The sequence below is a fragment of the Kluyvera sp. EC_51 genome, from assembly GCF_019584505.1.
GTDB classification, from domain to species: domain Bacteria; phylum Pseudomonadota; class Gammaproteobacteria; order Enterobacterales; family Enterobacteriaceae; genus Kluyvera; species Kluyvera sichuanensis.
The window spans coordinates 69,287-89,458 of sequence record NZ_VDAG01000010.1 but is presented as its reverse complement, the minus strand read 5'-3'; the positions used below and the strand labels follow the sequence as shown (position 1 = coordinate 89,458).

20 protein-coding genes and 1 pseudogene are annotated in these 20,172 nt (G+C 52.5%); 9 read left to right on the top strand and 12 right to left on the bottom strand.

Going from position 1 to position 20,172, the window contains the following annotated elements:
• The first annotated feature begins 112 nt into the window (after positions 1-112).
• Positions 113-1,669: an EAL domain-containing protein gene (locus FHC49_RS03975; protein WP_220438828.1), complete on the top strand. Its 1,557-nt coding sequence runs from the start codon at positions 113-115 to the stop codon at positions 1,667-1,669.
• Positions 1,670-1,759: 90 nt separating this feature from the next.
• On the opposite strand, the gene yoaE is transcribed toward FHC49_RS03975, so the two are convergent.
• On the bottom strand, positions 1,760-3,313 hold the full coding sequence (gene yoaE / locus FHC49_RS03970) for a CNNM family cation transport protein YoaE (RefSeq protein WP_185667661.1): 1,554 nt from the start codon (positions 3,311-3,313) through the stop codon (positions 1,760-1,762).
• 459 nt (positions 3,314-3,772) lie between these two features.
• Between yoaE and manX the strand changes: the two genes are divergently transcribed.
• From manX to mntP, 5 genes are all read left to right on the top strand, one after another.
• Positions 3,773-4,741, top strand: a complete 969-nt coding sequence (manX, locus tag FHC49_RS03965; protein ID WP_185667660.1) for a PTS mannose transporter subunit IIAB — start codon at positions 3,773-3,775, stop codon at positions 4,739-4,741.
• Positions 4,742-4,802: 61 nt separating this feature from the next.
• Positions 4,803-5,603, top strand: a complete 801-nt coding sequence (manY, locus tag FHC49_RS03960) for a PTS mannose transporter subunit IIC (RefSeq protein WP_185667659.1) — start codon at positions 4,803-4,805, stop codon at positions 5,601-5,603.
• Between the two features lie 12 nt (positions 5,604-5,615).
• A complete protein-coding gene (locus tag FHC49_RS03955) occupies positions 5,616-6,470 on the top strand; it encodes a PTS mannose transporter subunit IID (RefSeq protein ID WP_185667658.1) in 855 nt (284 codons plus the stop codon).
• Between the two features lie 55 nt (positions 6,471-6,525).
• Positions 6,526-6,984, top strand: coding sequence for a DUF986 family protein (locus FHC49_RS03950; protein ID WP_185667657.1), 459 nt, complete (start codon positions 6,526-6,528; stop codon positions 6,982-6,984).
• 377 nt (positions 6,985-7,361) lie between these two features.
• The gene (mntP, locus tag FHC49_RS03945) at positions 7,362-7,931 is read left to right on the top strand and encodes a manganese efflux pump MntP (protein ID WP_185667656.1); all 570 of its coding nucleotides are present in this window, start codon (positions 7,362-7,364) and stop codon (positions 7,929-7,931) included.
• Here mntP and rlmA read toward each other — a convergent pair.
• The 5 genes and pseudogenes from rlmA to mgrB form a co-directional block, all read right to left on the bottom strand.
• A complete protein-coding gene (gene rlmA / locus FHC49_RS03940) occupies positions 7,928-8,725 on the bottom strand; it encodes a 23S rRNA (guanine(745)-N(1))-methyltransferase (RefSeq protein ID WP_220438826.1) in 798 nt (265 codons plus the stop codon). The two genes, mntP and rlmA, sit on opposite strands and share 4 nt — an antisense overlap.
• A 171-nt stretch (positions 8,726-8,896) precedes the next feature.
• The gene (gene cspE / locus FHC49_RS03935) at positions 8,897-9,106 is read right to left on the bottom strand and encodes a transcription antiterminator/RNA stability regulator CspE (RefSeq protein ID WP_001062678.1); all 210 of its coding nucleotides are present in this window, start codon (positions 9,104-9,106) and stop codon (positions 8,897-8,899) included.
• A gap of 12 nt (positions 9,107-9,118) precedes the next feature.
• Positions 9,119-9,263 (bottom strand): annotated as a pseudogene (locus tag FHC49_RS03930) (DUF2627 domain-containing protein).
• Positions 9,264-10,026: 763 nt separating this feature from the next.
• Positions 10,027-10,326: a YebO family protein gene (locus tag FHC49_RS03925; protein WP_185667654.1), complete on the bottom strand. Its 300-nt coding sequence runs from the start codon at positions 10,324-10,326 to the stop codon at positions 10,027-10,029.
• A gap of 73 nt (positions 10,327-10,399) precedes the next feature.
• The gene (gene mgrB, locus FHC49_RS03920; protein ID WP_185667653.1) at positions 10,400-10,543 is read right to left on the bottom strand and encodes a PhoP/PhoQ regulator MgrB; all 144 of its coding nucleotides are present in this window, start codon (positions 10,541-10,543) and stop codon (positions 10,400-10,402) included.
• A gap of 168 nt (positions 10,544-10,711) precedes the next feature.
• Here mgrB and FHC49_RS03915 point away from each other — a divergent pair, with 168 nt between their 5' ends.
• Positions 10,712-10,951 (top strand): YobH family protein, encoded by a 240-nt coding sequence (locus FHC49_RS03915; RefSeq protein WP_185667652.1) that lies wholly within the window; start codon positions 10,712-10,714, stop codon positions 10,949-10,951.
• A 55-nt stretch (positions 10,952-11,006) separates the two neighbouring features.
• Here FHC49_RS03915 and kdgR read toward each other — a convergent pair whose 3' ends face one another.
• Positions 11,007-11,798 (bottom strand): DNA-binding transcriptional regulator KdgR, encoded by a 792-nt coding sequence (kdgR, locus tag FHC49_RS03910; RefSeq protein WP_185667651.1) that lies wholly within the window; start codon positions 11,796-11,798, stop codon positions 11,007-11,009.
• 177 nt (positions 11,799-11,975) lie between these two features.
• Between kdgR and FHC49_RS03905 the strand changes: the two genes are divergently transcribed.
• Positions 11,976-13,349, top strand: a complete 1,374-nt coding sequence (locus FHC49_RS03905) for an MFS transporter (protein ID WP_220438824.1) — start codon at positions 11,976-11,978, stop codon at positions 13,347-13,349.
• Between the two features lie 94 nt (positions 13,350-13,443).
• On the opposite strand, the gene FHC49_RS03900 is transcribed toward FHC49_RS03905, so the two are convergent.
• Complete coding sequence (locus tag FHC49_RS03900; RefSeq protein WP_220438823.1) at positions 13,444-14,913, bottom strand: PLP-dependent aminotransferase family protein; 1,470 nt, start codon at positions 14,911-14,913, stop codon at positions 13,444-13,446.
• Between the two features lie 128 nt (positions 14,914-15,041).
• Between FHC49_RS03900 and FHC49_RS03895 the strand changes: the two genes are divergently transcribed.
• Complete coding sequence (locus tag FHC49_RS03895; RefSeq protein ID WP_185667648.1) at positions 15,042-15,518, top strand: GNAT family N-acetyltransferase; 477 nt, start codon at positions 15,042-15,044, stop codon at positions 15,516-15,518.
• A 99-nt stretch (positions 15,519-15,617) separates the two neighbouring features.
• On the opposite strand, the gene htpX is transcribed toward FHC49_RS03895, so the two are convergent.
• From htpX to FHC49_RS03875, 4 genes are all read right to left on the bottom strand, one after another.
• Entirely contained in the window at positions 15,618-16,502 is an 885-nt protein-coding gene (gene htpX, locus FHC49_RS03890; RefSeq protein ID WP_035891656.1) for a protease HtpX, read from the bottom strand.
• Between the two features lie 195 nt (positions 16,503-16,697).
• Complete coding sequence (gene prc / locus FHC49_RS03885; protein ID WP_185667647.1) at positions 16,698-18,746, bottom strand: carboxy terminal-processing peptidase; 2,049 nt, start codon at positions 18,744-18,746, stop codon at positions 16,698-16,700.
• 19 nt (positions 18,747-18,765) lie between these two features.
• A complete protein-coding gene (gene proQ / locus FHC49_RS03880; RefSeq protein ID WP_185667646.1) occupies positions 18,766-19,458 on the bottom strand; it encodes an RNA chaperone ProQ in 693 nt (230 codons plus the stop codon).
• A 97-nt stretch (positions 19,459-19,555) separates the two neighbouring features.
• Complete coding sequence (locus FHC49_RS03875) at positions 19,556-20,053, bottom strand: GAF domain-containing protein (protein ID WP_185667645.1); 498 nt, start codon at positions 20,051-20,053, stop codon at positions 19,556-19,558.
• Between the last annotated feature and the right edge of the window lie 119 nt (positions 20,054-20,172).

The window sequence follows — 20,172 nt, the reverse complement described above, 5'->3', positions numbered from 1 at the left end:
CCCACCCCTAATTCAGGTGGGTGATTTATTCCCACTATTTTCGCGACCTGCTTCACTTGCTCTGTCGTCACTGCTATTTTCATTACCACTCAATGCGCGCCGAGCAGCGGAAATGCAATCAGCACAATGGATTATCAGAAAGTATCTACGCAAGCGAATCGCCGTCTGTGCGATCGTCGCGGTGTGTGCTTTTGCGCTGACCTTAGGGATACGATTTATTTCGCAGCGCAGCATAAATCAGAAACAGATAAATACCCTCACCGCCCACTCGGTCGATCGCCTCGATAGAATCCTGCAACCGCTGAAAACCCAACGTAACGCCATGCTTGCTCTGGTCGGCCAGCCCTGTGAAGCCATTCATCTACCGTTGCGCAAGCTGGCGGTGATGCTGCAAACCGTGCGCTCTATTGCGTTGGTGAAAGGCGGGCAACTCTACTGCTCTAGTGCACTCGGTTCGCGCAACATCGCGGTCAACGCGCTGCAGCCGCAACTGCCCAATAGTGCGCCGCTGTTGCTGCTGGGCACCGATCATTCGCTGCTGGTCGGCACACCGATTCTGGTTCAGTGGTTTCCCGCATCGGCTGACGGTAAAGACGGCGTGATGGTCTCCATCAACATCGATTTACTCAGCAATATTATTCTTGAACCCACCCCACCGCTCATCACCCATATCAGTCTTAACGTCGGTGAACGCCACTATCAGCACAATATTGGCATTACCGGAGAGATGGATGATGACGGTAACCGCGTTTTCATCCGCTCATCGACGGACTTTCCGTTTAGCGTTGCAGCGCTCAGCCCCGGCCCTGCTCGCCTCGCGCTGAATAATCTGGTCACCGATTTACCGCTTGCCGCCATCATGAGCATTCTGTTTACGTGGATTGCCTGGCTTGCCACCGCCGGGCGGCTCAGCTTCTCGCGCGAAATTAATATGGGCATCGCCGGTAAGGAGTTTACCCTATACTGCCAACCTCAGATGGACGCGCGGACACAGCGCTGCGTCGGCGCAGAGATCCTGCTGCGCTGGAACAACCCGCGCGTGGGCTGGGTGGCGCCAGATGTGTTTATTCCCATTGCTGAAACGCAGAACCTGATTATTCCGCTGACCCGCTACGTCATCGGTGAAACGGCACAGCGGCTGCATCTGTTCCCTCAGGAACGTGATTTCCAGATTGGCATCAACGTCGCCGCCCCGCACTTTAAGAACGGCCAGTTGCTGAAAGATTTAAAGCAGCTCTGGTTCAGCCGCAAACCGCTACAGCAGCTTACGGTAGAGCTGACCGAACGCGACGCGCTGAACGATGTGAACTATCAGCTACGCAGCGAGCTGGGCAACCATCAAATTAAGCTGGCGATAGATGATTTTGGCACTGGCAACAGCTCGCTCTCCTGGCTTGAGATGCTGCACCCGGACGTGCTGAAAATCGACAAGGCTTTTACCGGTGCAATTGGTACCGACGCCGTGAACTCCACGGTGACGGATATTATTATTGCGCTGGGGCAGCGACTGAACGTTGAGCTGGTCGCGGAGGGCGTTGAGACGCAGGAAGAGGCGCGCTATTTGCAGCAGCACGGGGTGCATTTTTTGCAGGGATATCTCTATGCGCAGCCGATGCCGCTGGAGGAGTTTCCGCTGTGGCTTAAGAAGAACGAGCCGTTGAATCCGTAGTTTTCGTCATTTCAGTAGCGGGGCCAACGGAGTGGCCCCGGGAATATCCCGGAGTCGGCGCTCGCGCGCCTCGTCCGGGCTACCGCGTGATTATTCGTCTTCGTCGTGAGCTGAAGCCAGCTTCACCACGCGAATCTGATCGACGCGATAGTTATTAGCCGCGGTAATCGTGATGTGCAGCGACGGCAGTTCAATCACGTCACCGACGTGCGGGATCTGCCCATTAACGGCAATCACCAGACCGGCCACGGTGGCGATGTCATCATCCACCAGGTTATCCAGCCCCAGCGTATGCTGGAACGCATGCAGGTCCGTCGTCCCCTTCACTAACCAACCATCGCCATCGGCAACGATTTCCGGGGTTTCATCGGCATCCGGGAACTCACCGGCAATCGCTTCCAGCACGTCCAGCGGCGTCACCAGCCCCTGCACCACACCAAACTCGTTGGTGACGATAACGAAGCTACCGCGCGCCCTACGCAGCACGCCCAACAGATTGATCGGGTCGAGCGTATCCGGCACGATAATCGCTGGGTTGGCGGAGGCTATCGCCAGCACGTCTTCACCAGCTTCCAGCGCCACCAGCAGCTCTTTGGCACGCACAATACCAACGATTTCATCCAGCTCGCCCCGACACACCGGGAACAGGCTGTGCGGTGACGACAGCAGCTGCTGGCGGATCTCTTCCGTACTCAGGTCCGCATCCACCCAGCTAATTTCCCCGCGCGGGGTCATAATGCTGCGCAGCGAGCGTGAAGCCAGCGTCAGAACACCGTTGATCATATAGCGCTCTTCTTCCACGAACGCCCCTTCCGGCACCGGCATCGTCGACTGATGACCTTCGTCATGCGTGGCGTTCGCCTGCTTGCGGTTGCCCATCAGACGCAGAATGGCATCTGCCGTACGCGCACGCAGCGGCAGCGTCGACTGGTGGCGAATAAAGTTACGACGGGCAATCTGGTTGAACAGTTCGATAATTATCGAGAAGCCAATCGCCGCGTACAGATAGCCTTTCGGAATGTGGAAACCGAAACCTTCTGCGACCAGGCTCAGACCGATCATCAGCAGGAAGCTCAGACACAGCACCACCACCGTTGGGTGCTGGTTGACGAAGTTAGTCAACGGTTTTGAAGCCAGCAGCATCACGCCCATGGCAATCACTACCGCCGCCATCATGACCGGCAGGTGATTCACCATCCCGACCGCCGTGATCACCGCATCCAGCGAGAAGACGGCATCCAGCACGACGATCTGTGCCACCACCACCCAGAAGCTGGAATAACCTTTACCGTGTCCGGAATCGTGCTGGCGGTTTTCCAGCCGTTCGTGCAGCTCGGTCGTCGCTTTAAACAACAGGAATAGACCACCGACCAGCATAATCAGGTCACGCCCGGAGAAGGTTTGCCCCCACACGCTGAACAGCGGCGCGGTCAGCGTTACCATCCACGAGATCACGGAAAGCAGTCCCAGACGCATCACCAGCGCCAGCGACAGGCCGATCAGGCGTGCTTTATCTCGTTGTTTTGGTGGAAGTTTATCGGCAAGAATGGCGATAAATACCAGGTTATCAATACCGAGAACGATTTCCAGAACGACAAGCGTCAATAATCCGGCCCAGATTGACGGGTCCATTAGCAATTCCATAAACCACTCCAACGAGAGACGTGACGAGTCATCGCTATGTCATGTTTAAGCGAGACGATACCAGACGATAGAAAAGCGTGGCGCAAAAGGCCGGGAGATGCGTCGCAAAAGCGAACGAGTGCGAAAAGGCGTCGGTGACGATCCATACTACGGGCTGATGCCCTATACTCCTGTGTGATTAAACGAAGCATTAACATAGCAAAAACAAATGACATTTTGGCAGAGATTTACGAGTCTTTGCAAAATGTAAGGTAATTTTTTGCACCACAAAATAATTGCGACTCTTTAACTAAATTACGGATCTTCATCACATTAATTATTCTTTCACTGTCTAAAATAATTCTCGGTAGTTATTAAATTTTTGGTCTCTAACCCTTGTCTGAATCGATTCGGTTACCGTTTCGGCTCAAGAGAATGTATCAGCCCTACTGATACACACGATAATAAAGGAGGTAGCAAGTGACGATTGCTATTGTAATAGGCACACATGGTTGGGCAGCAGAACAACTGCTGAAAACGGCAGAAATGCTGTTGGGCGAGCAGGACAATGTTGGCTGGATCGACTTCGTGCCTGGCGAGAATGCAGACACGTTAATCGAAAAATACAACGCGCAGCTGGCGAAGCTTGATACCAGCAAAGGCGTGTTGTTCCTTGTTGACACCTGGGGCGGCAGCCCATTCAACGCGGCAAGCCGCATTGTTGTCGATAAAGAAAACTATGAAGTGATCGCGGGCGTCAACGTACCGATGCTGGTCGAAACCTTCATGGCGCGTGACGATAACCCAAGCTTTGACGAGCTGGTGGCGCTGGCGGTGGAAACCGGTAGCGAAGGCGTAAAAGCGCTGAAAGCCAAACCCGTCGAAAAAGCGGCGCCGAAAGCTGCACCTGCAGCACCGAAAGCTGCCGCTCCGGCGAAACCAATGGGCCCGAACGACTACATGACTATCGGTCTGGTGCGTATCGATGACCGTCTGATTCACGGTCAGGTTGCGACCCGTTGGACCAAAGAGACAAACGTCACCCGCATCATTGTGGTCAGCGATGAAGTTGCCGCCGATACCGTGCGCAAAACCCTGCTGACTCAGGTTGCTCCTCCTGGCGTAACGGCACACGTTGTCGATGTTGCCAAAATGATCCGCGTCTACAACAACCCGAAATATGCGGGCGATCGTGTGATGCTGCTGTTCACCAACCCAACCGACGTTGAACGTATCGTGGAAGGTGGTGTGAAAGTGACCTCTGTTAACGTTGGCGGTATGGCGTTCCGTCAGGGTAAAACACAGGTTAACAACGCAGTTTCCGTCGATGAAAAAGATATCGAGGCCTTCAAAAAACTGGATGCCCGCGGTATCGAACTGGAAGTCCGTAAGGTTTCCACCGACCAGAAACTGAAAATGATGGATCTGATTGCCAAAGTGGGTAAATAACCGCTTAGGCAACGTTTTTAGCCTTCACACTTAAGTCTGTATAAGCAATAGGAGAAGTACAATGGAGATTACCACTCTTCAGATTGTGCTGGTGTTCATCGTCGCATGTATTGCGGGTATGGAATCAATACTCGATGAATTTCAGTTCCACCGTCCGCTGGTCGCTTGTACCCTGGTCGGTATCGTTCTCGGGGACATGAAAACCGGTATCATCATCGGTGGTACCCTGGAAATGATCGCGCTGGGTTGGATGAACATCGGTGCTGCGGTTGCACCTGATGCCGCACTGGCTTCCATTATTTCCACCATTCTGGTTATTGCCGGCCATCAGGGCATCGGCGCAGGTATCGCCCTGGCTATCCCGCTGGCAGCAGCAGGCCAGGTTCTGACTATTATCGTTCGTACCATTACCGTTGCCTTCCAGCACGCAGCAGATAAAGCAGCGGAAAGCGGTAACCTGACGGCGCTGTCCTGGATTCACGTCTCCTCCCTGTTCCTGCAGGCGATGCGTATTGCTATCCCAGCGGTCATCGTTGCGGTATCCGTCGGTACCAGCGAAGTTCAGGGCATGCTGAACGCGATTCCTGAAGTGGTCACCAGCGGTCTGAACATTGCCGGTGGTATGATCGTGGTAGTAGGTTATGCAATGGTCATCAACATGATGCGTGCAGGCTACCTGATGCCGTTCTTCTACCTCGGCTTCGTGACTGCAGCATTTACAAACTTCAACCTGGTTGCTCTGGGTGTGATTGGCGCAGTTATGGCCATCCTCTACATTCAGCTGAGCCCGAAATATAATCGCGTGGCAGGTGCCCCTGCTCAAGCGGCTGGCTCTAACGATCTTGATAACGAACTGGACTAACAGGTGAGCGAAATGGTTGATATGACTAAAACTACCACCACCGAGAAAAAACTCACTCCGGGTGATATTCGTGGCGTGTTCCTTCGTTCTAACCTGTTCCAGGGTTCATGGAACTTCGAACGTATGCAGGCGCTGGGCTTCTGCTTCTCTATGGTTCCAGCGATTCGTCGCCTGTACCCAGAGAACAACGATGAGCGTAAGCAAGCCATCAAGCGTCACCTGGAATTCTTTAACACCCATCCATACGTAGCGGCACCGGTACTGGGCGTAACGCTGGCAATGGAAGAACAGCGTGCTAATGGCGCAGAGATCGACGATGGTGCTATCAACGGTATCAAAGTAGGTCTGATGGGGCCGCTGGCAGGCGTGGGTGACCCAATCTTCTGGGGTACCGTACGTCCGGTATTCGCCGCACTGGGTGCCGGTATCGCGATGAGCGGCAGCCTGCTTGGGCCACTGCTGTTCTTTATCCTGTTCAACCTGGTCCGTCTGGCAACCCGTTACTACGGCGTTGCTTACGGTTACCGTAAAGGTATCGATATCGTTTCCGATATGGGCGGCGGCTTCCTGCAGAAACTGACTGAGGGGGCGTCAATCCTCGGCCTGTTTGTCATGGGGGCCCTGGTTAACAAGTGGACGCACGTGAACATCCCGTTGGTGGTTTCAACCATCACTGGTCAGGATGGTCAGACTCGTGTCACCACCGTGCAGACCATCCTGGACCAGCTGATGCCGGGCCTGGTACCGCTGCTGCTGACCTTCGCCTGTATGTGGCTGCTGCGTAAGAAAGTTAACGCCCTGTGGATCATCGTTGGCTTCTTCGTCATCGGTATCGTAGGCTACGCAATCGGCCTGCTGGGTCTGTAATATCTGTAGTATGCCGGGGGCTCTTGCCCCCGGTTTTTTTTTATCTGGAGGCTGAATGACATTAACGGATCTGGTACTGGTTCTCTTTATTGTGGCAATGCTGGCATTTGCCATCTACGACCAGTTCATCATGCCCCGCCGTCATGGCACCACCCTGCTATCCGTCCCGCTCTTGCGCCCCGGCCGCGTCGATAGCGTTATCTTCGTCGCGTTGATCGTTATCCTGGTGTACAACAATGTGACCAGCCACGGCGCATTAATTACCACATGGTTATTATGTGCACTGGCGCTGACCGGTTTTTATCTATTCTGGATCCGCAGTCCGAAAATTATCTTTAAATCGGAAGGTTTCTTCTTCGCAAATGCCTGGATTAAATACAGCCGAATTCAAAAAATGAATTTATCGGAAGATGGTGTACTGGTGATGCAATTAGAACAGCGTCGTCTTCTTGTCCGTGTTAAGAATATTGATGACCTGGAGAAGATCTACAAACTTCTCGTTAATTCTCAATGAGTTAAAATATAGCCATCGCTATATCTGTGCTATTTTCAGGCAGTTAAGTTATAGCGTTGGCTATGTTTATTCCGCACATTCCCTTCATATTTGTTAACCTTCTGATTACGCAATAAATCTAAATGAAAATCGTTATCATTAAAAGATTAAATAAGCAAGCCTTAGAGTTGTTTTATATTCTAAAAATATGTTAAGGTTGCGCCCGTCGTTGGGGAGTAGCTAATTTCCATCAAATGGAAATGTACGTGTCAACATACTCGTTGAAAAACGTGGTGCGTACGGATTACATCGTAATCAAGCGAGACCATAGACGCATTACTGCTGATTACTGGGGGCAGGAATGTGTCGTATGGAAACTGCCCGGTCTGGACCTTCGCATGAACTTAACCGCCACTATTCTTCTTGCCCTTGGTATGTCAATGGATGCCTTCGCTGCATCAATTGGTAAGGGTGCTACGCTGCACAAACCGAAATTCTCTGAAGCCCTGCGTACTGGCCTGATTTTTGGCGTCATTGAGATGCTTACCCCACTTATCGGCTGGGGCCTCGGTATGCTGGCAAGCCAGTTCGTCATGGAGTGGAGCCACTGGGTAGCCTTCGTCCTGCTGGTGTTCCTCGGCGGACGTATGGTACTGGAAGGGATCCGCGGTACGGATGATGATGAAGAAGCAGAAACACCTCGTCGTCACGGCTTCTGGCTGCTGGTCACCACCGCAATTGCCACCAGCCTGGACGCGATGGCCGTGGGCGTTGGCCTGGCCTTCCTGCAAGTCAATATTCTCGCCACCGCATTTGCCATCGGCTGCGCCACCTTTGTGATGTCAACTCTTGGTATGATGGTCGGTCGCTTTATCGGCCCGCTGCTCGGCAAACGGGCTGAAATTCTGGGTGGGATCGTGCTGATCGCTATCGGCGCGCAAATCCTCTACGCCCACTATATGGGTTAATCCGCATCTCTTTGCCAGGCGTGAATCGCGAAATCCGTCTGGCAAGCAAACTGCACCTGCTGCGCTAACGTCTCCCACACTTCCGGCTTCGCCCGCCACGCAAACGGCGTCATCTGTAATAACGTCACCGCTTCCTGACCGGTCAACTGCATCGGATAGGCTAACGCGTCGTGACTTTGCAGGCTAAACCCGTCCAGCACTTCAGAATGTGGCGCATGCAGCTGCACTTCGTTATAGATAAGCCCTTTCAGCTCAACCAGATGACGCGGCCCCGGCGTAACGGTTATTACCCAACCGCCCGGTTTCACCACGCGTTTCAACTCTTGCGGATTACACGGCGCGTAGATCCGCACGACGGCGTCCATGCTGGCATCAGCAAACGGCAAACGCTGGCTGGAGGCAACGCAGAAATCCACCTGCGGATAGCGCTTTGCACCGTAGCGAATGGCGGTTTTCGACACGTCCAGTCCCCATGTTGCCTGCGCCTCGGCGGCAAAAGCGTGGGTGTAGTACCCTTCCCCACAGCCGATATCTAACAGATGTTCAGGCGTAATGGCATGTAGCTTCACACTCACGGCGTCGCGCAGCGGCTGATAGTGTCCGGCATCGAGAAACGCGCGCCGCGCCTGCATCATCTCTGCGCTATCGCCCGGATCACGAGATCGTTTGTGCTGTACCGGCAGGAGATTGACGTAGCCCTCTTTCGCCCGATCAAACTGGTGACGCTGCGGGCAAAGATAACTATTGCCGCTGCGCGTTAACGGCGCGTGGCAAAGCGGACAACTGTAGGACATAGTAACTCCGGCTCTATTTCAAAGGGCGAAAGTGTACCGCTATTCGAGCGAGGGAGAAAGGCGAAGCGGCGGTTAAAAGCGGCAGGCATAGAAATGATAAAGCCCCGCATTAGCGAGGCTTTATGTCTGATAATGTTACGCTGACGCGCTGCAAGATCAGTGATTGTCGAATCAGATAGCGGTTACGTTAACAGCCGCTGGGCCTTTCTGGCCGTCCTGAATTTCGAACTCAACGTTCTGGCCTTCAGCCAGAGTTTTGAAGCCGTTACCCTGGATTGCAGAGAAATGTACGAATACATCTTTGCTGCCGTCAGCAGGAGTAATGAAGCCAAAACCTTTAGACTCGTTGAACCACTTAACTTGACCTTTAATCTTTGCCATTTGCAAAATTCCTTAGAGTGTTTTCTGCGCCCGCAGGCGTTTTCATAGATAAAACTGAGACATGACTGCATGAGGCACTAATATAAGGTTCGGCAGAGAAGCGGTATTCAACGTCAACGTGTTTACTCAGAACTTCTTTACTGATAATGCCATACATAAACAGAACTGTACCTCGTTTAACCCAAAACGTGTTATCACATACAACGATAATAATGGCAAGCCATTTTTAAAGGTGTCTCGATCGGCCGCACAAATCCCAACAAATCCTTCCACACGGGGTGAATTTTTCCCCAACAAAACGTTTCGTTGAATGAATGTTAGCAGATCTAAAATGTGACCTAGCTTACGGTAACGTAAGACATTTTTAACATAGACCAACATTTTTTCAGCGTCCAGAATATCCTTATCGCCTCAAAAAATTTTTATATCGTTAGATTATTTTCGCTATAACATTTTCGCATGCCGTTCGGCTAACCGGTTATAAGTACTTCACATGAGTGCGGTTATCCAGCACGGTCCTGGCGATTAACATCGTGGACTATATTGCACCAAAATAATGAAACTTTCGTGACATTGCTTCATCATAATGCAATAAAAACGTTTCGCTATTGCTCTCTGGATTATGCTTCGCCAAATGGGCGATTAATTGTCCAGTTCGTACAATGTTAATACGAACAATAATATTAAGGTGTGATAAATAGAACCTAGGAATGATTTATCAATAACAATAACATAACGTTATAGATTATACCGATACGTGAGCGCGAATATCGCCACGCAACGCGCCAGTTGCGCAAAGTGAATATCTCGTCGCGTAACGCATATCAATTAGGCTTTCAGGGAATATGAGCACCAGAAAAGTGCATCGTGCGGTGTCCGGCAGCCCAGAACAGGCTGCCCGGCGTTAGCATACAAAGAGGTTATCGTTCCGCCACCAGACGGATAAAATCTTCTTTGTCTTCTTCTTTAACGTCTTCTGCTTTTGCTTTTGGTGCCTCTTCTTCCTTCGCGTCCGGCTCATTGGCTTCGCATAAACGACGCAGCAGCGCATTCTGGCGCTTTTGCAGGTCGAGCAGCGATTCAAGGAGTTCGATTTGCTCGTTAGCACGGGAACTGGCGCGATTCACAAAGAACCACAACACCAGACCGACTAACAGCAGCAAGAAGGAAAATGCCAGAGATACCAGATTTAATGCCCCAGAACTTACAAGATCACTCATTTTACCACCTCAAAAAGAACGATCCATTCTACCACTCACATTACGGAAGGAAATCGCTGCCGGCAAAAATGTTTTACCAGGGTATATACCTGTTAATGCTGCATATGCCGCTGAAAAACTGAACATCCTGATCGCACATTACGTTGATCATCTGGGTCCAGAGCAGCAGGCAGGCGGCAATCACGAGTATCAGTAATACCCACCGAAACTTTTTCACTCAACTCTCCGCATGAATTCTTATTCAGATGTAGCGAGGTTAGCATGCTAACCTTAAACCGCGGCTAACTGTAACGGCATCTCACGCTTTTAGGAATCATAGACTTGTGTCAATCCGTTATTGCAGTAACGTAGTATTCATGAAAGATATAATAGAAGAGGAATTTTTATGCGCCTGTTTATCAGAACTATCGTTTTTCTGGTTATCGTCGCCATCGGGGTGCTTCTGAGCGGGTACGGCGTATTGGCAGGGAGTCAGAAGACGGCTGGGGGTCTGGGCTTGCAATGTAAGTATCTGACCGCACAGGGCTATAGCACCGCATTTTATCTTCACAGCGACAACGGCGTGGTGGGGCGTTCCAGCTGCCCACTGCTGCGTAAGAGCACGAGCGTGGTGGATAACGGTTAAAAATGGATAAAAAAAAGCCCGGTGCAGTCCAGCACCGGGCTTTTTTATCGCTGACTCAGAACGGGTAGTCGTTATAACCCATCTGTTCTGAAATCTTACGCGCTGCGGTATGCAGCATCTCAACATACTCATGCAGGCGTTCTTCAGAGAAGCGCAGCGTTGGGAAGGAGATACTCAAACCGGCGATAACCACGCCAAAGCGGTCAAATACCGGTACACCGATACAGCGCAAACCTTCTTCCTGTTCTTCGTTATCTTCGCCCCAGCCCTGTTTACGGACCTGCTCGAGAACGGTAATCAGCTCATCAGTGTTGGCAATCGTACGCTCGGTGCTGCACTTATACTCAACGCCTTCGAGGATCTGACGAACCTCTGCCGGGTCGCGCCAGGCCAGCAGTACTTTACCGATCGCGGTGCTGTACAGCGGGTTACGACGACCCACACGGGAGTACATACGCAGGTTATACATCGAGTCGATTTTGTGGATGTAAACAATGCTGTCTTCATCCAGCGCACCCAGGTGAATGGTCTCTTTCGTCAGGCGAGAGAGCTCACGCATCTGGATATCCGCACTGCGGATCAAATCAACGTTTTGCAGGGCACGAGCACCCAGCTCAAACAGCTTCAGCGTGAGTGAATACTTTTCGGATTCCCCTTCCTGGGCAACGTATCCCAATGACTTCATGGTTTGCAAAAAGCGATAAACGGTGCTTTTCGACATCATGACGCGTTGCGACAGTTCAGTAATACCAATTTCGCGTTCTTCGCCAAGTGCCTGCAGGATACCAAATACCTTGAGTACCGAAGAGACAGAATCTGGTTGTTTGTCCAAATCCGTTGCTGACATTTATCACCTCATCGCAACTGTTTTATAAAAATTAGAACCGGTTTTTATTATAATTTCGCAAAGCGTCTGTAGCAATGAAACTTCTGTGACCTGGTTACAAATCTGCGACATTAGGTCGAATAATCAATGCTAGAATCATTCTCTGGTTAATAATTCACACAAAAACAAGTTTCTAACATGACTCGAAACCTGATCGATGGTCTGCCGACCCCCCAACGCTATGGCGCCATTCTGACTATTGTTATCGGCATTACGATGGCCGTTCTCGACGGTGCCATTGCCAACGTTGCGCTGCCCACCATCGCTACCGACCTGAACGCCTCCCCGGCGGCTTCCATCTGGATAGTCAATGCCTACCAGATTGCCATTGTTATCTCCCTGCTCTCCCTCTCCTTCCTTGGCGACATGATTGGCTACCACCGCATTTATAAAGCGGGCCTGGTGGTCTTCACCCTCGCCTCATTGTTCTGCGCCTTCTCTAACTCGCTCGAGATGCTGACGCTGGCGCGTATTCTGCAAGGGTTTGGGGGCGCAGCGCTGATGAGCGTCAACACGGCGCTGATCCGTCTGATTTACCCACAGCGTCAACTGGGACGCGGGATGGGTATCAACTCCTTTGTGGTGGCAGTGTCGTCAGCTGCCGGGCCAACGATCGCCGCGGCCATTTTGTCGCTGGCTTCCTGGCAGTGGCTGTTCTTTATTAACGTGCCGCTGGGGATTATTGCCTGGCTGCTGGCCGTGCGCTTCCTGCCGTCGAACGGCACCCGCAGCCAGTCACAGCGTTTCGATCTGCCAAGCGCGGTGATGAACGCCCTGACCTTCGGTCTGCTTATCACCGCACTGAGCAGTTTCGCTCAGGGGCAGTCTACCGAAGTGGTGCTGCTGGAAATCGTTGGGCTGCTGGTGATTGGTTTCTTCTTCGTGCGTCGCCAACTGCAGTTACCGGTGCCGCTGCTACCGGTCGATCTGCTGCGTATTCCGCTGTTCTCACTCTCTATCTGCACATCTATTTGCTCTTTCTGCGCGCAGATGCTGGCAATGGTATCGCTGCCGTTCTTCCTGCAGTCAGTGGTCGGCCGTACCGAAGTAGAGACCGGCTTACTGCTGACGCCGTGGCCGCTGGCGACCATGGTGATGGCTCCATTGGCAGGGTATCTTATCGAACGCGTTCACGCGGGCCTGCTGGGAGCGCTGGGCATGGCGATTATGGCCTGCGGCCTGTTTGGGCTAGCGCTGCTGCCATCGTCACCGAGCGATATCGATATTATCTGGCGTATGCTGCTGTGCGGCGCAGGCTTCGGGCTGTTCCAGTCACCAAACAACCACACCATTATTGCCTCTGCGCCGCGTAATCGCAGCGGCGGTGCCAGCGGGATGCTCGGTACGGCACGCCTGCTGGGGCAAAGTACCGGTGCTGCTCTGGTCGCGCTGATGTTTAATGCCTTCGGCAATGGCGGTACCCATGTGTCGCTGCTGCTAGCCGGTACGCTGGCGGTTGTCGCTATGCTGTTCAGCGGGCTGCGCGTCACCCAGCCACGCGCGCAAAGCTAAAAGCCGGTATTGTCATATCGCCATCGCCCGGTGTTAAGAATCGAATCTTGTCCGGGCGATTTTGACGTAAGAGTCCCCTAACTTTTAAGCGCGTTCAAATCACGCTGGCCAATCGACGAATGCCCTCTTGCAAGACCTCCGGGGAATGATTGGCAAAGCCAAGCAAAATACCTTCTCGGGCCATTGGACGCTGGCAATAGCGTTCAAAGGATTGAATCCCCATACCCAGCTGGCTGGCTTTCATTTCCACCTCCTTCCCCGTGAGTCCGTCGGCCAACCAACACACCATATGGATCCCTGAGTCGGACGGATGTACCACCATTTTGCCCGGCAAATAAGCGGCTATCGCCGCTGCTAATGCGCTCTTACGCTCATAGCACGCTTTACGCACCCGGCGAACATGGCTGGCGTAATGGCCTTCGGCAATAAAACGCGCCAGCACGGCCTGCTCCAGATAGCCGGTACAGAGATCGGAGAAATACTTGGTCATCATAAACTGCTCACGTAGATCCGGCGGTACGACCAAAAAGCCCAGCCGAAATTCCGGATACATCATTTTGGAAAACGTTCCGGAATAAATAACCCGATGATATTTATCCAGCCCCTGCAACGCCTGCAATGAGCGAGCGGCATAGCGAAACTCACTGTTATAGTCATCTTCAAAGATCCACGCCTGCCGGGATTCCGCCCACTCCAGCAGCGCTAACCGTCGGGAAAGGCTGAGCGTCCCGCTCAATGGAAACTGGTGTGACGGCGCGGTGTAGACCAGTTTTGCATTGGGGAAGTGCTGTATCCCATCATGAATATTCATCCCCTGCTCGTCGACCCTGACCGGCCTGACAATCGCTCCTGTAGAGGTGAAGGCGCCTCGGGCGCCATCATAACCGGGATTGTCTACCCACACTTCGCTACCTTTAGGCAGCAACGCCCGGGCGGTGACATTCAGCGCCTGCTGGATGCCATTGACGATGATTATCTGGCTCTCATCGCAGTTAACGCCGCGAGTGGTCTGGATATAATGATTAATCGCGCGGCGCAGAGGCTGATAACCACAGGCGTTCGTATGCAAACCAAGCTCGTGCCGGGATTGTCGCCAGACCCGTCCCAACAGCCTCCCCCATAAATCATGAGGGAAAAGGTCGGTACAGCCGACGCCCACGGCAAATAAGCGATTCATCCCATCACTTTTCTGCCCTTCAGACCAGAGGGGGCGCAGCGCCGCAATATCAGGATTGAGCGATCCGACTGCCGATACGGGTGGTGTTGATTCCTGCACCGGATAATGTCCATCAATGGTTTTGTCCGGAATGCTTTCAGTCACAAACGTTCCCGCGCCTTTACGCGCAATCAGATAGCCCTCATCCAGCAAACGTTCAAAGCCGGCAATAACTGAGTTGCGCGAAATCGCCATCATTTCAGCTAGCGCTCGGCTTGACGGTATTTTCGAGCCCGCCGCCAAACGCCCTTCCAGAATGGCATGGCGGAGCACCTCGTAGACCTGATCTTTAATAATGCCGCCAGGTAACAGTAGGTCCTGGAACAAAGGGGCGACGGGCTTTGTCATCTCAATACACCGCAAAAAAGTGGAACCTATAAAGATACATAAAGTGGAACTTCATAGGAACCATAACCTCTTCTAACATAGCGTTACCGCATCAAGGTGCGGCTTTTATTTGAAAATAAGGAAGATTAATGAACGATAAAAAGGCAGGTAGTCATTTGGCAAAGGTTATCATCAGGCCAGCAACGGAGCGCGACTATGCGCAGTGGCTGCCGTTGTGGAAACAGTATCAAACGTTTTATCGCGTCGATATCCCTGACGCGGTGACTCAACAGACATGGCGTCGTTTTTTAGATTCTGGCGAACCGATGCTTTGTGCCATCGCCGAATGTGACGGCAAAGCTGTGGGCCTTGTACATTACTTGTTCCACCGCTCAACCTGGGCCACAGAAGATTACTGCTATCTTGAGGATTTGTTCGTGAACCCGGATGTCCGTGGTCAGCAGATTGGCAGACAGCTGATTGAATACGTGCAGCAACAGGCACGCGAGCAACGAGCCTCCCGTCTGTACTGGCACACACATGAGACTAACCTACGCGGGCAACGTCTTTATGACTGGGTAGCGAAAAAAAGCGGCATGATTGAATATCAAATGTCGGTGAATTAACACGGCTTGCGGTGCATCAACACGATGAGAAGAAGGGACTAAATCACGGCATCCCTGATGCATTCAAGGATGCCGTTTAGCGTTATTGACGTAAACCTGTTACTTCATATATTCGCCGCTGCGCAGCGCTTCAATGCGCTTATCCAGCGGTGGGTGCGTCATGAACATTTCGCTCAGCGATTTGGATTTACCGTTGATGCAGAATGCCATCATGCTGCTGGCTTCCTGTGGCTCATAGCTGGTTTTCAGACGCTGCAGCGCGGCAATCATCTTCTCACGACCAACCAGCTTTGCGGAGCCCGCATCAGCGTGGAATTCACGGTAGCGCGAGAACCACATGGTGATAATGCTCGCCAGAATACCAAACACCAACTCCAGCACCGTGGCTACCGCGAAGTAAATCAGCGGGTTGCCGTTGCTGCTCTCTTCGCCATCATCACGGTTGCCGCCGAGGAAACCGGCCGCAATCTGCGCGATAACGCGAGAGATAAAGATAACGAAGGTGTTCACGATGCCCTGGATCAGAGTCATGGTGACCATATCGCCGTTTGCGATGTGGCTGATTTCATGGGCGATAACGGCTTCCGCTTCGTCACGGCTCATGTTCTGCAGCAGACCGGTGCTCACGGCTACCAGCGACGCATCACGACGCGCACCGGTAGCAAAGGCGTTCATATCCGGCGCGTGGTACAGCGCAACCTGCGGCATAGCAATACCCACCTGCTGCGCCTGACGCGCAACGGTGTCTACCAGCCAGCGTTCCTGTTCGGTACGCGGCTGCTCAATCACTTCACCACCAACTGATTTCAGTGCCATCCATTTCGACATCATCAATGACACAATGGAACCGCCGAAACCAAATAGCAGCGCCATAATCAGCAGACCGGTCATGCTGCTCGACTGAATTCCTGTCAGGCTTAGCACCAGCCCAAACACAACCATTACCGCCAGGTTGGTCATCAGGAAGAGCGCGATTCGCATCATAATTTACTTTTAACCTCTTTTTAACAAAACGCACTATGCGATTACCCATATCGTAGGGGCAATACGCGAATTTTCAACGATTACGTTAGGCTAAGTCACGAGAAAGACACAACTTTACATTTTGTAGCATCGTGATTTACGAGAAGATACGAGAGATAAAAAAAACAGGCACAATTGCTTGTGCCTGTTGGGGGATTACTTGGTTGCTGCCGGCTGTTCTGCCGGCGCGGCCTTCTCAAGCCTTGCCAGATCGATGGCGATGTCCACCGTCTCGTCAAGGTATGGATCCGGCTCTTTGTAGTCCTTCGGCAGATCTTCCAGTTTCTTCAGCGGCGGCTTGCCTTCACGCTTGTAGCGATCGTTAATCCGCGCCAGACGCGTTGCATCGTCCTCTTCGTTCTCTTTCTCACGCTGAGCGTAGTTCAGAGAGACAATACTGCGCTTCTCCTTCAATTCATTGAAGTGGGCAATATCTTTGGCGATGTACTGGAACTCAGGATCTTTCGCAATGCGATCGCTGTGCAGCTTCAGCAGCTCCGGCTCGAACGTTTTCATGTCGCCAGACTTCACATAGGTGGCAGCATTAATGCTGTCCCACGGCAGTGCGTTGTCTTCAAACTTCTCACCGGTTTCGGTCTCTTCCGTGCCGGTTGGCATCATGATGTCCGGGGTTACCCCTTTACGCTGGGTACTGCCGCCGTTGATACGATAGAACTTCTGAATGGTGTACTGGACAGAGCCCAGCGCAGGCCATTCAGGGCGCAGCATCTGATCGTAGATGCGGTTCAGCGAACGGTACTGCTGGACGGTGCCTTTACCGAAGGTCGGTTCACCGACGATCAGCGCACGGCCGTAGTCCTGCATCGCGGCGGCAAAGATTTCCGACGCCGAGGCGCTGAAACGGTCTACCAGCACCACCAGCGGGCCTTTGTAATAGACAACGCCATCGGTATCACTATCTTCGCGCACCTTGCCGTTGTTATCACGCACCTGCACGACCGGGCCGGACGGAATGAACAGACCGGAGAGCGAAACCGCCTCGGTCAGCGCGCCGCCGCCGTTGCTACGCAGATCGATAATCACGCTGCTGACGTTCTGTTTTTCCAGCTTTTGCAGCTGGACCTTCACATCTTCGGTGAGACCAACGTAGAAACCCGGGATATCCAGCACACCGACTTTATCTTTACCGGTGCCTTTAATCGACATTTTCACGGCGCGGTCTTCAAGACGAATACGCTCGCGAGTCAGGGTGACGATACGGGTTTTAGAGCCTTTGCCTGCCGGAAGCACTTCCAGACGAACTTTGCTGCCCTTCGGCCCTTTGATCAGCGCCACAACGTCATCAAGACGCCAGCCAATCACATCCACCATGCCTTTACCGGCCTGGCCCACGCCGACGATACGATCGCCCACGCTAATCGCCTTGCTTTTCGCTGCTGGGCCACCTGCCACCATGGAGTTAATCACGGTGTAGTCGTCGTCCATCTGCAGCACCGCGCCAATACCTTCCAGAGACAGACTCATTTCGGTATTAAACTGCTCGGTGTTACGCGGAGAGAGGTAGTTAGTGTGCGGGTCGATTTCACGGGCGAATGAGGTCATTGCCAGCGAGAACACATCTTCGCTGTTGGTCTGCGCCAGGCGACGAATCGCAAATTTGTAGCGACGCGACAGCGTATCGTGAATCTCTTTGTCGTCTTTGCCCGCCAGCTTCAGGCTCAGTTGGTCAAATTTGACCTTACCGTCCCAAAGCGCATTGAGCTCGGCTTCATCCTTCGGCCACGGTGCTTTGCTGCGATCGAGGTTAAAGGTGTCGGTACCGGTGAAGTTCATCGGACGCTCAAGCACCTTCAGCGCATACTGATAGCGCTCAAAGCGACGCTTTTGCGCCAGATTGTAGAGGTCATAGAAGACATCAAGCTTGCCAGAACGCAGCTCATCGCCAATCTGCCCTTTCTTCGCGGAGAATTGCTCAACGTCGCTGGCCAGCAGTACGTTGTGACTATAGTCCAGCAGGTTCAGATAGCGGGTAAAGATTTTAGCCGAAAAGGCCTCGTCAAGATCGAACTGGCGGTAGTGAGAACGGGTAAAGCGCGATGTCACGCGCTCGCTCACCGTTGCGTGCTGCGTCTCTTCCTTCAGAACCGGAAGCTGATCAACACGGGTAATATCTTCCACCGCTAAGACCTGGCCTGTTATCACTAACAGACCAGCAAGCGCGGAGAGCCTAAAGAATTTGTTCATGCCTGGCCAGGCCTCCGTTTCAGAACACCAGGTGTTCTGCGCGTACAATCATTGACATACCAGAAGTAAGCTGCACACGAACGCCATCTTTGGTGATTTCCAGGATTGTGGCATCCATGGCGTTATTGCCCGCTTTAACTTTCAGGGATTGACCGACCGTCAGCGCAGACAGATCGGATACGGGGGTAAACTTCTCTTCTCGCACTTCGCGAACAGGTTTAGCCGCCGGTTTTGCTGCCGCAGGACGTGGTTTACGCTCTGCGCCTTCTTTACGACGTACTGGAGGACGCGGTTTACGCTCACGACGTGGCGCATCACCTTGTTCGCCCGCAGCAGCAGCCGCTTCGCGTTTCTTCGCCTGCTGTTCAGCGCGCTGAGCCTGAACGCGAGCTTTCGCTTCTTCAAGCTGCTGACGCGCATGTGCCACGTGCTGCTCATCCAGTTCGCCGCAAGGGTTGCCGTCGAGATCGACGCGCACTGCACCCGCTTTGATACCGTAGAGGTAGCGCCAGCTGGAAGTATAAAGACGTAATGCGGAGCGCAGTTGCGTTTTGCTGAGGTTCATTTCCCCTTCAACGCGCGCTACGAGATCCTGAAAAATACCGACTTTCAGGGGGCGGGCCTCGCCTTCCGCGCTAAAGCACTGCGGGAAACGTTCGGCCAAAAATGCGATAACTTCTTTACTGCTGTTCAACTTAGGTTGATTTTCCATGAAATTTCCTGATTACAACGGACGTAGCCAACAAGCCGCAGGCATGAACAGGCGACATTATAATGACGCATTTCGTAAATGCTACGTTATCCGTTGATTATCCTTCGACGGGGGCAAAGAATTTTTGATAATCGGTCGCTTCGAGCACTTTTTGCAGGTGGACGACCAGTTCACGTAAGCCCGCCTCATCTTCTTCGCTAAAACGAGAGAAGACGGTGCTATCGATATCCAGCACGCCAATAACCTGACCGTTCACCTCAAGAGGCAGTACGATTTCGGCGTTGCTGGCAGCATCACAGGCGATATGACCATCAAAGGCATGGACATCTTCAATGCGCTGAACGCGATTTTCCGCCACGGCAGTACCGCAAACACCGCGACCTACCGGAATACGTACGCAGGCAATTTTGCCCTGGAACGGCCCGAGAACCAGCGTATTGCCTTCCAGCAGATAAAATCCTGCCCAGTTCACATCAGAAAGACGCTCGTACAGCAGCGCGCTGGTATTGGAGATTACGGCTAAAAAACTCGTTTCACCTGCCATCAATGCCTGAAAATCGCGGTTAAGATCCGCGTAAAATTCTGTTTTGCTCATTATCTAATCACTATTGTTTACGGTGTTACTGATGCGTTATCCAGCTTACAGCCTTATAAAATACGCATTAAGTGCGTTCGGGCTCAAGATGAATCGATACTTAGGTTAAGATAGAGTTA